Below are 11,715 nucleotides of genomic sequence, written 5' to 3' on the forward strand. Positions count from 1 at the left end.
CCCTGATCCCTTATTGTCAGCGGTTGCCGTTGTCGTCTGCAGGGCAGACTTTGGGGGCGTGGTAATTCAGATCCATCAAGCGGAAGTAGTTGGCGCCGAGGGCGATGTTTTCGAAGGCCTCGTCATCGAGTGCGCGCAACACCCTGCTGGTGACTTCCAGCTCCTTGCCGTATTGATCGTCAGCCTTGTAATTGGCGGCGACAAAATCGGTGCCAGGTAGAATGCGGGTGGAGTAAGCATTCAGGAACGGGATGTAAATCTCGCCCCATTGGTGGTACTCGTTGTAGAGCACGTCCCAGGAGATATCCAGCATCAGCTTGGGGTAGGTGTCCAGGAGTCCGCTGAGAATCTCCACGTGGCGGGCGGGGTCCATATTGCCCAGTTCCTTGGATAATCCCATATGCGCCCAGACGATCTTGTTCTTTGGATAGGTTTCCAGGATGTGTTCCATCAGGGGCAGGAACTGGGTGGGGTTGGCGTCGTTGCCCAGGTCAGAGTGGAAGGTGACCGGGATACCGCGCTCACGCAGAACATCCATAAATGGCCCCCACTGATCGATGTTTTCCAGTGAGGCCGGTTCGTGGTTGTTTTTCAGCAGGGCTTGCTTGACCACATTCAGCTCCCCACTCCAGCTGAACATGCCAGGGTATTCGCGATCGTATAGCTCGATCAGGCTGACAATGTCATCCGGATGAGCCAGATCCATAAACGTCATGGACAGCGTAATGTGCAGGTTGTCACTTGGGTAGGCCACGGTTTCCATGCCGTTGACGAAATCGTTCTTGATGCTCGGCATGGCCGTGACGCCGGGGCAATCCAGATAGTAGTTGCAGCCGGAATCCAGCTCCAGGATCTGGCCAATACCGAAGTAATTCACAAAGCGAACCCCTTGCCCTTCAAGCATGGCATGCAGCTTTTCCGCATTGATTGCCGGTCCGCCAAAGGGGCGCGGATGAAAGTGGGCATCGACCAGTGGTGTGTAGGGTTCCTTTTCCCGGTCGTAACAGGCTTGCTGGTCGCTGGGCTGAGTCAGGGATTCCAGTGTGCGTGCGTTGTGTTGACGGGTGTTCGGGATTTCTCCGCTGATCCCAAGCGAGGTGCACCCGGAGATCAGGGTGGCAAGCGGGAGTGCGAGAAAACTGTGACGGGCAAGCCGCGTTGCGCGTTTAGTCAGATCCTTCTTCATGGCGTTCCCTTGCCGATTGTCATTCAGGTGGACAGTTCGATACTAGGGGATGGATGGAGCCCTAGCCACCACCGGTACCGGGATTCAGGAACAGGGGCACACCACCCACCGCGGTGGGGGCGACCTTTAGTGACGGCAGGGGGGCAATAAGTGACTGAAAGGTATACGTGTTTTGGTCTTGTGTTTAGGTTTGGCATGTTTAGGCCGGCCGCTGATATTTTTGGTCAGGTGGAGAGCAGTTTGCCCATGGTCAGGGTGTGGGCGCCGTGAAAGACTCCATCGTTGCTTGGAGAACTTCACCTGACCTGGGAGGCCGAATATGGGTGCCGTACTGGAAACCGAGAATCTGAAACAGAGCTGGGCCGCAGACGCGGTGGCTCGTCAGCGCCGCTATTTTGAATCCGGTGCAACCCGCAGTTATGAATTCCGCGTTCAGCAGCTCAAGAAGCTGAAGAATGCCCTGGTGAAATACCAGACCGAGATCAGCGATGCCCTCAAGCAGGACATCGGTCGTCCGGAGTTCGAGGCGTACATCGAAATGAGTACCGCCTATGAAGATCTCAAGCACACCATCAAGCACCTCAAGAGCTGGATGAAGCCACAGAAAGTGGGCACCACCCTGTGGGCGCAGCCGGGCCGTAGTCGTATCGAATCCACGCCTCAGGGCGTGACCCTGCTGATGGGGCCATACAACTATCCCTTCCTGCTGCTGGTGCAGCCGTTGATCGGTGCCATCGCCGCCGGTAACACCGCGGTGCTCAAGCCGTCTTCGCTCAATCCCACCGTGGCCGACGTGGTGGAGAAGATGATGAAGGAATGCTTCAGCGAAGATTTCGTATCGGTCTTCAAGGGCAGCACCGAGGTGACCAATGCGCTGCTGGAAGAGCGTTTTGACCACATCTTCTTCACCGGTAGCCCGCGGGTGGGCCGGATTGTCATGGCGGCTGCCGCCAAGCACCTCACCAAGGTGACCCTGGAGCTGGGTGGCAAGAGCCCGACCATCGTGCACAAGGATGCCAACCTGAAAGTGGCCGTGCGCCGTATTCTGGCCGGCAAGATGATGAACGTGGGCCAGACCTGTGTGGCACCGGATCACATCCATGTTCACAAGGACATCAAGGCGGATCTGGAAAAGGAAATCGTTGCGACCCTGAAAGAGTGGTACGGCACTAACCCGAGCCAGAGCCCGGACCTGGGCCGCATGATCAACGAGCGTCACTTTGATCGCGTCTCTGGCCTGATCGACAAGGCCAAGGTGCTGGTCGGTGGTGAGTCCAACCGGGAAGACAAGTTCATTCCGCCCACCGTGCTCAAGGATGTGAGCATGGATGACGAAGTGATGCAGGAAGAAATCTTCGGCCCGGTGCTGCCGATGGTGACCTATTCTTCCATTGAAGAGCTGATCGGTAACATCAAGAGGCTGCCGGAATACCCGCTGGCCCTGTACCTGTTCACCGAAAGCCGCGATGTGGAAAATCAGGTGCTGGCCAACACCCAGTTTGGTGGCGGCTGCATCAACAACACGGTGATGCATGTGGCCAACCCCAACCTGCCGTTCGGTGGTGTGGGTGAGAGTGGCATGGGGGCCTACCATGGCAAGAACTCGTTCGACGTGTTCTCCCACAAGCGCGGTATTCTGCGGGCCACCACCCTGTTCGATATCAAGATGCGTTATGCCCCGTACAAGGACAAGGTCAACATGATCAAGAAGATGATCAAGTAAGCCTTTTCCGGACGACAAAAAAGCCCGGCACCAGAAATGGTGCCGGGCTTTTTTGTGGTTCATCGCGGATGAGAGGGAAAGCCCGATTGGCTCCTCGTTGCTTGCCGTAGGAGCGTCGGTTATTTGCTCCGCTCACCCTTCGGGCCGCCCTGCGGGCGTTCCTTCGCTGCGCTCGGTGGCGGCGCGGGTGCGGGTCTGGATCAACGCGTTTTCACCACAAAGCACGCTGAGCCCATAGAGAAAGGCTGTCTTGTGCTGGCGATAAGTCTGATTATCGCGCCGCCACCGAGCGCAGCGAAGCACCTTTCTTGTGGGTCATAAGGGCATGGCTCCCACCGGGGTGGGAGCCCGGGATCAGGCTTCGATTTCGATCAGTACTTCGCCCGGGGTCACGCGGTCGCCCTTTTCCACATACACCGCTTTCACGGTGCCGGCGATATTGGCCTGGATCTCGTTTTCCATCTTCATGGCTTCGGTCACCATGACGCCCTGGCCGGCTTTCACCACGTCGCCTTCCTTCACCAGCACATCCACCACGTTGCCCGGCATGGCGGTGGTCACGTGGCCCGGGTCGGTGGCGCGGCGGCGCTTGCTGCCACCGCCTTCAGCGGCGTATTCGTTAAGCGGCTCGAACACGGTTTCTTCCGGCATACCATCGAGAGACAGGTACAGCTTGCGCTTGCCGCTGCCGGCGTCGCCCACCCCGGTGATGGCCACTTCATAGGTTTCGCCGTGCACATCAATAATAAATTCGGTGGGCGTACCTTCGCTGCCTTTCTGTTTGCCGGGTACCGGCTCGGGCAGCAGGGCTTCCGGCTTCAGGGTGCCGTCGGCACGCTGCTGCAGGAACTCGCGGCCCAGCTCCGGGAACATGGCGAAGGTCAGCACGTCTTCCTCGTTACCGGCCAGCTCCCCAATCTCGCTACGCAGCTTGTTCAGTTCCGGTGACAGCAGGTCCGCCGGACGACCTTCCATGGGGCTCTCGTTACCGATGGCCTTTTTCTGCACGTCAGGGTTCACCGGCGCCGGGGCCTGGCCGTAGCCACCCTGGAAGTAACGCTTCACTTCATTGGTGATGGTCTTGTAGCGCTCACCGGAGAGCACGTTGTACACCGCCTGGGTGCCGACGATCTGCGAGGACGGCGTCACCAGCGGCGGGTAACCGAGATCGGCACGCACGCGGGGGATCTCGTCGAACACTTCGCGGATGCGATCCAGCGCGTTCTGTTCTTTCAGCTGGTTGGCCAGGTTGGACATCATGCCGCCCGGTACCTGGTTGATCTGCACGGACACATCTTCGCGGGTGAATTCGCTTTCGAACTGGTGATACTTCTTGCGCACTTCGCGGAAGTAATCGGCGATTTCGGAGAGCAGGGTCAGGTCCAGACCCGTGTCATGCTCGGTGCCGGCCAGAGCCGCCACCATGGCTTCGGTGGCCGGGTGGCTGGTGCCACTGGCAAAGGCAGAGATGGCGGTGTCGATCCGATCCACCCCGGCTTCGATAGCCTTGAGCTGACACAACGGCGCGAGACCCGCCGTGGAGTGGCTGTGCAGTACCAGTGGCAGGTCCACTGCTTCCTTCAGCGCCTTGACCAGATCGTAGGTGGCGTAGGGGGTGAGCAGGCCGGCCATGTCCTTGATGGCGATGGAGTGCGCGCCCATGTCGCGCAGCTGCTTGGCCATGGCCACAAACAGCTCCGGGGTGTGCACCGGGCTGGTGGTGTAGCACAGGGTGCCCTGGGCATGCTTGCCGGATTTATTCACCGCCTTCATGGCGGTTTCCAGGTTGCGCACATCGTTCAGGGCGTCGAATACCCGGAACACATCCATGCCGTTGTCGGCAGATTTCTGTACGAAGGCTTCCACCACATCATCGGCGTAGTGGCGATAGCCCAGCAGGTTCTGGCCGCGCAGCAGCATCTGCAGGCGGGTGTTGGGCAGGGCGTCACGCAACTTGCGCAGACGCTCCCATGGATCTTCCTTGAGGAAGCGCACGCAGGCATCAAAGGTGGCGCCGCCCCAGGCTTCCAGTGACCAGTAGCCGACCTTGTCCAGTTTCTCGCAGATCGGCAGCATGTCTTCGGTGCGCATGCGGGTGGCGATCAGCGACTGGTGGGCGTCGCGCAGGATCACATCGGTGATTTCGACTTTCTTGGTGTTGCGGTTGCTCATGATCAATTCCTGTTATCGGCGACGGATTACCAGCCGGCGTGGGCGGCCAGGGCGGTGGCGATGGCCAGCGCCATTTCCGTGGGATGTTTCTTTTCCGAGTACTGCAGCAGTTCCGGATGCTCGGGCACGAAGCTGGTGTTGAAATTCGCGGCGCGAAAATCCGGGTGCTGGAGAATCTGTTTGTAGTAGCTGGCGGTGGTGCGGATGCCATGCAGGCGCATGTCATCCAGGGCGCGCTCACCGCGGGCGATGGCGTCATCCCACTGCAGCGCCCACACCACCAGCTTCAGGCACATGGAATCGTAGTAAGGCGGAATTTCGTAACCGGTATAGATGGCGGTATCCACTCGTACGCCCGGACCGCCCGGCGCGTAGTAATGGCTCACCCGCCCAAAGCTGGGCAGAAAGTCGTTCTTCGGGTCTTCCGCATTAATGCGGAACTGCAGGGCGAAGCCGCGGTAGCTGATGTCCTGCTGGCGGTAACTGAGCGGCAGGCCGGCGGCAATGCGCAGCTGCTCGCGGACAATGTCCACCCCGGTGATTTGCTCGGTGATGGTGTGCTCCACCTGCACCCGGGTGTTCATTTCCATGAAGTAGACTTCGTTGCCGGTGAGCAGGAATTCCACCGTGCCGGCATTTTCGTAGCCCACGGCTTCGGCGGCCGTCACCGCCAGGCCGCCAATGTAGTTGCGCTGCTCGGGGGTGAGCTGGGGGCTGGGAGCAATCTCGATGAGCTTCTGATTACGCCGCTGGATGGAGCAGTCGCGCTCGTACAGATGAATCACATTGCCGTCGCTGTCGGCGAGAATCTGCACCTCGATATGGCGCGGATTGACGATGCACTTTTCCAGAAACACTTCGGCGCTGCCGAAGGCCTTGGTGGCTTCGCTGATCACCCGCGGGTATTGGGTGCGCAGTTCGTCGGCGCTGTCGCAACGGCGGATGCCGCGGCCGCCACCGCCGGAGGTGGCTTTCAGCATCACCGGGTAGCCGATCTCGTCGGCCAGGGCCAGGGCGTCGTCCAGATCCTTCAGGTTGCCTTCCGAGCCCGGCGTCACCGGCACCCCGGCGGCGCGCATGCTGTCGCGGGCCTGGGTCTTGTCACCCATCTTGTGGATGACCTCGGATTTGGGCCCGATAAAGCGCACGCCCTGTTCTTCACACAGGCGGGCAAACCCGGCGTTCTCCGACAGGAATCCGTAGCCCGGATGAATCGCATCGCAGCCCACCTGTTTGGCCAGGCTGACAATCTTCTGCGGATCCAGATACCCGGCAATGGGGTCGTCGCCCAGGGAGTAGGCCTCGTCCGCACGTTTCACGTGCAGGCCGTAGCGGTCGGGCTCGGTGTAGATCGCCACCGAGCGAATCCCCATCTCGGCACAGGCACGAATGATCCGAACCGCGATCTCGCCCCGGTTGGCAATCAGGACTTTCTTCAGCATGTAAAGCTCCTCCATCGAGGAAGAGGAGCCTATTTGGGTCAATCCATAAGTGGAAATCAGAATCTGTCTAGGTGAACATAAGCTATCACTTATGGAGAGCCGATAAAGCCAGCATTAATGCGGGGTGCAGGCGGTCTGATATCGGAAGTTGAATGTCGGCTGCTAAACATCTTGGTTTAAGGTGTCGACCTTGTTGTCCTGCCCTGGCCTAAGGTGTTTGGCAGAATCATACCCAGAGATCCCATGCCCCATACCTTGCACCAGCTCACCAGCCGTCTCACCTTTCGCCAGCTACAGGTGTTCCTGATGGTGCACCAGTATCGTAGCTACAGCCGTGCCGGGGAGCAGTTGGGGTTGACCCAGCCCGCGGTCAGTAGCCAGATTCGGCAGCTGGAGTCCGCATTGGACATGCCGGTTTTCGAATATGTGGGCCGCAAGCTGTACTGCACCGCCGCCGGCGAGCGGTTGGCGGACACCGCCGCCGCCATCTTTGAGTCCCTGAAAAACCTGCAGACGGATCTGGCGGCCCAGCAAGGCCGGGTAGCTGGTGAGCTGAAGCTGGTGGCGGTGAACACGGCCCAGTATGTGGTGCCCTATCTGCTCAAGGGATTTGTGGAAGCCCACCCGGATGTGACAGTGAATTTACGCGTGGTGAACCGGGCCGAAGCGTTGCGGCGGCTGGACGACAACGAGGATCACCTGATGATTCTCGGTATCGTGCCGGAGGACAAGCCGCTCAATGTTCTGCCGTTTCTGGACAACGAATTCATCGCGGTAGCGGCCCCGGACCATCCTCTGGCGGCCGCCGAAACGATCCGTGCGAGCACGTTTCTGGGGGAGAAGCTGTTGTTGCGGGAGTCTGGCTCCGGTAGCCGTTTGACCCTGGAGCTGTTCTGCCAGCAGCACAGGGTGGCCTTGCGCTCCTCTATGGAGCTGGGGGCGAACGATGCCATCAAACATGCGGTCATGGCGGGGCTGGGGGTGGCGGTGTTGCCGCGGCTGAGCCTGCGTAGCGAGCTGCAGCTTGGGCAATTGGTGGAGCTGCCGGTGGAGGGGTTTCCGCTACGGCGTTCCTGGTGCGTGGTGTATCCCAAAAGCAAGTATCCGACCCCTGCCATGTCGGCGTTCGTGGATTATGTGCAACAGAATCTCAAGGACATTGCCGGCCGTTTTCAGGCGCTGCAGGGCTAGGGCGGCGCCTGGAGGGCTTTCCAGCGTTTGTCGCGGGCTTTGCGCAGGGTACGCTCCTGTTCCAGGATTGTTTTCCAGGCCGCCGGCAAATCTGCATCGGCTTGCACTGGCAATCGTGTGTACAGATCGCGCAGCGCCTGTTTGATGGCGTTGATTTCAGCGGTATCGGGCCCGGTTACGGTGGTGTTGTTGTCCGGGTGGTACATGCTGTCGTGAAGCAGCACATTGAGGCGCGCCTCGGTGAGGGAATAGTCACCATTGGGCCCGCCCCAGCAGGTATCGGCATCGTCATCATCCTGGCCGTCGTCTTCCCAGAAACACAGGCCGCAAATCTCATAACGACCACGCTCGCCGATCGTGGGGTAACCACAACAGGGGCAGGCCGTGCGATTGACACGATGGCGCTTGTTCAGGGTGATGTGCTGATAGCGCGTGGCGAAGAGCGCCCGCCGCTGGTTCAGGGCTGCCTGCTGCTCCTCGTTCCACGGGTGTCGGGGCATGGGTTACTCGATATTCTGGATCTGCTCGCGCATTTGCTCGATCAGCACCTTCAGCTCCACCGCGGCGGCGGTGGTTTCGCTGTCCACGGATTTGCTGGCGGTGGTGTTGGCTTCGCGGTTGAGTTCCTGCATCAGGAAATCCAGCCGGCGGCCAATGTGGCCGCCTTTCTTGAGAATGCGGCGCACTTCCGCCACATGGGTGATCAGCCGATCCAGTTCTTCTTCCACGTCCATTTTTTGCGCCAGCAGCACCAGTTCCTGCTCCAGGCGGTCCGGGTCCGGTGACTCCACCACTTCCTGAATGCGGTGGCGCAGGCGCTCGCGCTGGGCTTCCTTGATGCGTGGAATGGCCGCCTTGACGATCTCGACCTGGGTGCCGATGCCATCCAGGCGGTCCTCGATGAGTTTGCCCAGCTGCTCGCCTTCACGGGCGCGGGTGTCGATCAGGGCCTGCAGGGCCTCATCCAGCAGCGACAGGGCTTCGCGCTGCAGCAGCTCCACATCCAGTTCCTGGCTGCTGAGCACACCGGGGTAACGGAGGATTTCCATCGGGTTGACCTGGCCGGGGTGCTGGACGATATCGCCGACCCGGCGGGACACATCCGAGAGTTGCTTGACCAGCGTTTCGTTGAGTTCCAGGCTGGCTTCACTGTCGTCCTGCTGGTAGCGCAGGGTCACTTCCACCTTGCCACGGGCCAGCGCCTTGCGGCACTTCTCGCGCACGCCATTTTCCAGGCCTCGCAGCGCGTCGGGCAGGCGGGGGCTGACCTCCAGGTAGCGGTGGTTCACCGATTTAATCTCCCAGGCCAGGCTGTAGCCTTGCAGGTGGCGGTCGGCACGGGCAAAGGCGGTCATGCTGCAGATCATGGGAGAACCTCAATGTTGACGATGGAAGGGCCGCCCCGGATATGTGGGAGCTTGCCGGCTCCCTAGTCTAGTCTGAACGGAGGGAGGTGCAAGGAAGGCATTGCCGCCGGTGTTTGCTACAATGGCCGGCCTTTCGTTTTCTATGATTCAGGAGATCCCATGCGTCCTTCCGGTCGAGCCACTGATGAACTGCGTGAACTGAGCTTTACCCGCAACTACACCGTTCATGCCGAGGGCAGTGTGCTGGTGGCCTTCGGGAACACCAAGGTGCTGTGTACCGCGTCCGTGGAAGAAGGGGTGCCACGCTTCCTGAAAGGCAAGGGCCAGGGTTGGCTGACCGCCGAATACGGCATGCTGCCCCGCTCCACCCATACCCGCTCCGGCCGTGAGGCCTCCCGTGGCAAGCAGGGGGGGCGTACCCTGGAAATCCAGCGCCTGATCGGCCGTTCGCTGCGTGCCGCGGTGGATCTGAGCAAGCTGGGCGAGCGCACCATCTATCTGGACTGCGATGTGCTGCAGGCCGATGGCGGTACCCGCACGGCCTCCATCTCCGGTGCCTGCGTGGCGCTGGTCGATGCCTTTACCCACCTGCTGGAAACCAAGAAGATCAAGGATGACCCGCTTAACGGCCTGGTCGGTGCGGTCTCCGTGGGCGTTTATAAAGACACCCCGGTGCTGGATCTGGACTATGCTGAGGATTCCAACGCCGGGACTGATATGAACGTAGTGATGACCCAGCAAGGCGGCTTTATCGAGATTCAGGGCTCCGCCGAAGGCGCGCCGTTTACTCGCGAGCAGTCCGATACCCTGCTGGGCCTGGCGGAAAAGGGCATCAATGACATCATCAAGGCACAACAGAGCGTATTGGGCTGGTAAATCATGACCATCAAGAACTACAAGAAGCATTTCCTGCGTTTCGCCCAGGAGCGCGACGCCCTGAAATTTGGTGAGTTTACGCTCAAGTCCGGTCGCACCAGTCCGTACTTCTTTAACGCGGGCACCTTTAACACCGGTGAAGCACTGGCGCGGCTGGGGCGCTATTATGCGGATGCGATCATGGCATCTGGCCAGAAATTCGATATGTTGTTCGGACCAGCCTACAAAGGCATCCCGCTGGTAGCGGCGGTGTCGGTGGCGCTGGCTGAGCATCACGGTCAGGATTTGCCCTGGGCCTTTAACCGCAAGGAAGCCAAGGATCATGGCGAAGGCGGCTGGCTGGTCGGGGCTCCCCTGCAGGGCCGGGTGCTGGTGATTGATGATGTGATTACGGCAGGGACGGCCATCAGAGAAGTGGCTGCCTTGTTCGAAAAGACCGACGCGACCATGGCGGGTGTCATGGTGGCTCTGGATCGTCAGGAGCGCGGCAAGGGCGAGCTGTCGGCTATTCAGGAAGTGGAAAAGACATTGGGGGTGCCGGTCGGCAGTATCGTGGCAATGAACGATATTATCGACTGGCTTGAGCAGCAACCGGACAGCGGGCCCATGGTGGCGAAGATGCGCGGGTACCGGGAGCGCTACGGAGTGGAATAACAAAATGCGAAGCCTTTTGGTTGTCATCGTGCTGGCTTTATCGCTACCTGCCTGGTCGGCATCGGGTGTGCGTGCCAGTGATCGTCTGCCCCACGGGGCCTATTTTCGTCATGTCACAGCCGATGGTGTCGTACACCTCAACCGTACATTGTCGAATGCGGCCATCGAGGCGGGTTACCAGCTGATCGACAAGCATGGCCGGGTTCTGGAAGAGGTGGATGGCGTCAAACTGAATGATGAAGAGGCGCGGGAGCGCCGTCTTCAGCAGGCCAGACAGAGGCGCGAGGATGCGGTTCTTTTAAGGCTCTACGCTGGCCCGGATGATGCGATGCGAGCCCGCGACCGCAAAGTGGATGCGCTGGAGTTGGCGATCAGTTACGAAGAAAACAACCTGGCGCAGCTGCAGATGAAGCTGGATGATGAAATTGCGGTGGCTGCGCGGAGTGAGCAAAGCGGGAAGGATGTGCCTGAGGGTGTTCAGGACGCGATTGTTCGCTTGCAGCGGCAGATTTCGCTCTCGGAAAAAAAGCTGGCGGGCTATGACGTCGAAATCGGCGAAGTGAACGAAGAGTATGCTCCGATCATTCAGCGACTTGAGGAGATTAACGCCGATCGCTGAGCCGGGCCGCGCCAGCGCGTCACGGTGATCCAGTGGCATAGCCTTTCGCTTTCAGTAGTTCTGCCAGCGTCACATCCTTGGCCTGCAGGCCCTGTTCTGCCCCGGGTAGCCCCACGGTGCTGAGACCGGTCCGCATGGGGTATTGCCCGGTAATAAAGGCGGCGCGGCCCGCAGTGCAGGAGGCTTGTGCGTAGTGATCCATGAAGATCATGCCGTCGTTGGCGATGCGGTCGATGTTTGGCGTGGTGCCCCCCATCATGCCGCGGTGGTAGGCGCTGATATTCCACATGCCCACATCATCACCCCAGATCACCAGGATGTTGGGACGCTTCTCTTCGCTGGCTGAGGATTCGGCGCAGGCTGTATTGGCCAGTGCCGTTAACAGCAGCATGGGTAGCAGTAACATCCTTTGGATCATGGGGCTCTCCTTGTTTTCAGATGTGTGGTGATCTCATCATCGACTCCCAGCATGGCAGAATGTTGAA

Annotated in this window: 11 protein-coding genes; 5 read left to right on the forward strand and 6 right to left on the reverse strand. The window is 59.9% G+C overall.

Going from position 1 to position 11,715, the window contains the following annotated elements; translation table 11 throughout:
• Positions 1–16: 16 nt before the first annotated feature.
• Complete coding sequence (locus D4A39_RS09320) at positions 17–1,186, reverse strand: amidohydrolase family protein (RefSeq protein WP_119917957.1); 1,170 nt, start codon at positions 1,184–1,186, stop codon at positions 17–19.
• Between the two features lie 319 nt (positions 1,187–1,505).
• On the opposite strand from D4A39_RS09320, the gene D4A39_RS09325 reads away from it, so the two are divergent.
• Positions 1,506–2,909 carry an aldehyde dehydrogenase gene (locus D4A39_RS09325; protein WP_102792315.1) on the forward strand — a complete coding sequence of 468 codons (1,404 nt, stop codon included), beginning with the start codon at positions 1,506–1,508 and terminating at the stop codon, positions 2,907–2,909.
• A gap of 354 nt (positions 2,910–3,263) precedes the next feature.
• On the opposite strand, the gene oadA is transcribed toward D4A39_RS09325, so the two are convergent.
• The gene (gene oadA / locus D4A39_RS09330) at positions 3,264–5,081 is read right to left on the reverse strand and encodes a sodium-extruding oxaloacetate decarboxylase subunit alpha (RefSeq protein WP_119917958.1); all 1,818 of its coding nucleotides are present in this window, start codon (positions 5,079–5,081) and stop codon (positions 3,264–3,266) included.
• A 26-nt stretch (positions 5,082–5,107) separates the two neighbouring features.
• A complete protein-coding gene (locus D4A39_RS09335) occupies positions 5,108–6,523 on the reverse strand; it encodes an acetyl-CoA carboxylase biotin carboxylase subunit (RefSeq protein ID WP_022986090.1) in 1,416 nt (471 codons plus the stop codon).
• A gap of 243 nt (positions 6,524–6,766) precedes the next feature.
• Here D4A39_RS09335 and D4A39_RS09340 point away from each other — a divergent pair, with 243 nt between their 5' ends.
• A complete protein-coding gene (locus tag D4A39_RS09340; protein WP_022986091.1) occupies positions 6,767–7,714 on the forward strand; it encodes a LysR family transcriptional regulator in 948 nt (315 codons plus the stop codon).
• On the opposite strand, the gene D4A39_RS09345 is transcribed toward D4A39_RS09340, so the two are convergent.
• Together D4A39_RS09345 and D4A39_RS09350 are read right to left on the reverse strand one after the other, a co-directional pair.
• Positions 7,711–8,214, reverse strand: coding sequence for a CPCC family cysteine-rich protein (locus D4A39_RS09345; protein WP_119917959.1), 504 nt, complete (start codon positions 8,212–8,214; stop codon positions 7,711–7,713). The genes D4A39_RS09340 and D4A39_RS09345 overlap by 4 nt on opposite strands.
• A 3-nt stretch (positions 8,215–8,217) precedes the next feature.
• On the reverse strand, positions 8,218–9,081 hold the full coding sequence (locus D4A39_RS09350; RefSeq protein WP_022986093.1) for a YicC/YloC family endoribonuclease: 864 nt from the start codon (positions 9,079–9,081) through the stop codon (positions 8,218–8,220).
• Positions 9,082–9,240: 159 nt separating this feature from the next.
• Here D4A39_RS09350 and rph point away from each other — a divergent pair, with 159 nt between their 5' ends.
• From rph to D4A39_RS09365, 3 genes are read left to right on the forward strand one after another with little or no spacing between them, the layout of a single operon-like run.
• Positions 9,241–9,957: a ribonuclease PH gene (gene rph, locus D4A39_RS09355; protein WP_022985553.1), complete on the forward strand. Its 717-nt coding sequence runs from the start codon at positions 9,241–9,243 to the stop codon at positions 9,955–9,957.
• Positions 9,958–9,960: 3 nt separating this feature from the next.
• Positions 9,961–10,611 carry an orotate phosphoribosyltransferase gene (gene pyrE, locus D4A39_RS09360; RefSeq protein WP_022985552.1) on the forward strand — a complete coding sequence of 217 codons (651 nt, stop codon included), beginning with the start codon at positions 9,961–9,963 and terminating at the stop codon, positions 10,609–10,611.
• Positions 10,612–10,615: 4 nt separating this feature from the next.
• The gene (locus D4A39_RS09365) at positions 10,616–11,230 is read left to right on the forward strand and encodes a hypothetical protein (protein ID WP_022985551.1); all 615 of its coding nucleotides are present in this window, start codon (positions 10,616–10,618) and stop codon (positions 11,228–11,230) included.
• A 19-nt stretch (positions 11,231–11,249) separates the two neighbouring features.
• On the opposite strand, the gene D4A39_RS09370 is transcribed toward D4A39_RS09365, so the two are convergent.
• Positions 11,250–11,648 (reverse strand): sulfatase-like hydrolase/transferase, encoded by a 399-nt coding sequence (locus tag D4A39_RS09370; protein WP_022985550.1) that lies wholly within the window; start codon positions 11,646–11,648, stop codon positions 11,250–11,252.
• Positions 11,649–11,715: the final 67 nt, after the last annotated feature.

It is taken from the genome of Alcanivorax profundi (assembly GCF_003597125.1).
In the GTDB taxonomy this organism is placed as follows: Bacteria; Pseudomonadota; Gammaproteobacteria; order Pseudomonadales; family Alcanivoracaceae; genus Alcanivorax; species Alcanivorax profundi.

Excerpts from the sequence above, each read along its gene's own strand:
- D4A39_RS09365 (WP_022985551.1), top strand. The coding sequence starts at position 10,616 with ATGCGAAGCCTTTTGGTTGTCATCGTGCTGGCTTTATCGCTACCTGCC.
- oadA (WP_119917958.1), bottom strand. The coding sequence starts at position 5,081 with ATGAGCAACCGCAACACCAAGAAAGTCGAAATCACCGATGTGATCCTG.
- D4A39_RS09350 (WP_022986093.1), bottom strand. The coding sequence starts at position 9,081 with ATGATCTGCAGCATGACCGCCTTTGCCCGTGCCGACCGCCACCTGCAA.
- D4A39_RS09345 (WP_119917959.1), bottom strand. The coding sequence starts at position 8,214 with ATGCCCCGACACCCGTGGAACGAGGAGCAGCAGGCAGCCCTGAACCAG.
- D4A39_RS09325 (WP_102792315.1), top strand. The coding sequence starts at position 1,506 with ATGGGTGCCGTACTGGAAACCGAGAATCTGAAACAGAGCTGGGCCGCA.
- rph (WP_022985553.1), top strand. The coding sequence starts at position 9,241 with ATGCGTCCTTCCGGTCGAGCCACTGATGAACTGCGTGAACTGAGCTTT.
- D4A39_RS09335 (WP_022986090.1), bottom strand. The coding sequence starts at position 6,523 with ATGCTGAAGAAAGTCCTGATTGCCAACCGGGGCGAGATCGCGGTTCGG.
- D4A39_RS09320 (WP_119917957.1), bottom strand. The coding sequence starts at position 1,186 with ATGAAGAAGGATCTGACTAAACGCGCAACGCGGCTTGCCCGTCACAGT.
- D4A39_RS09370 (WP_022985550.1), bottom strand. The coding sequence starts at position 11,648 with ATGATCCAAAGGATGTTACTGCTACCCATGCTGCTGTTAACGGCACTG.
- D4A39_RS09340 (WP_022986091.1), top strand. The coding sequence starts at position 6,767 with ATGCCCCATACCTTGCACCAGCTCACCAGCCGTCTCACCTTTCGCCAG.
- pyrE (WP_022985552.1), top strand. The coding sequence starts at position 9,961 with ATGACCATCAAGAACTACAAGAAGCATTTCCTGCGTTTCGCCCAGGAG.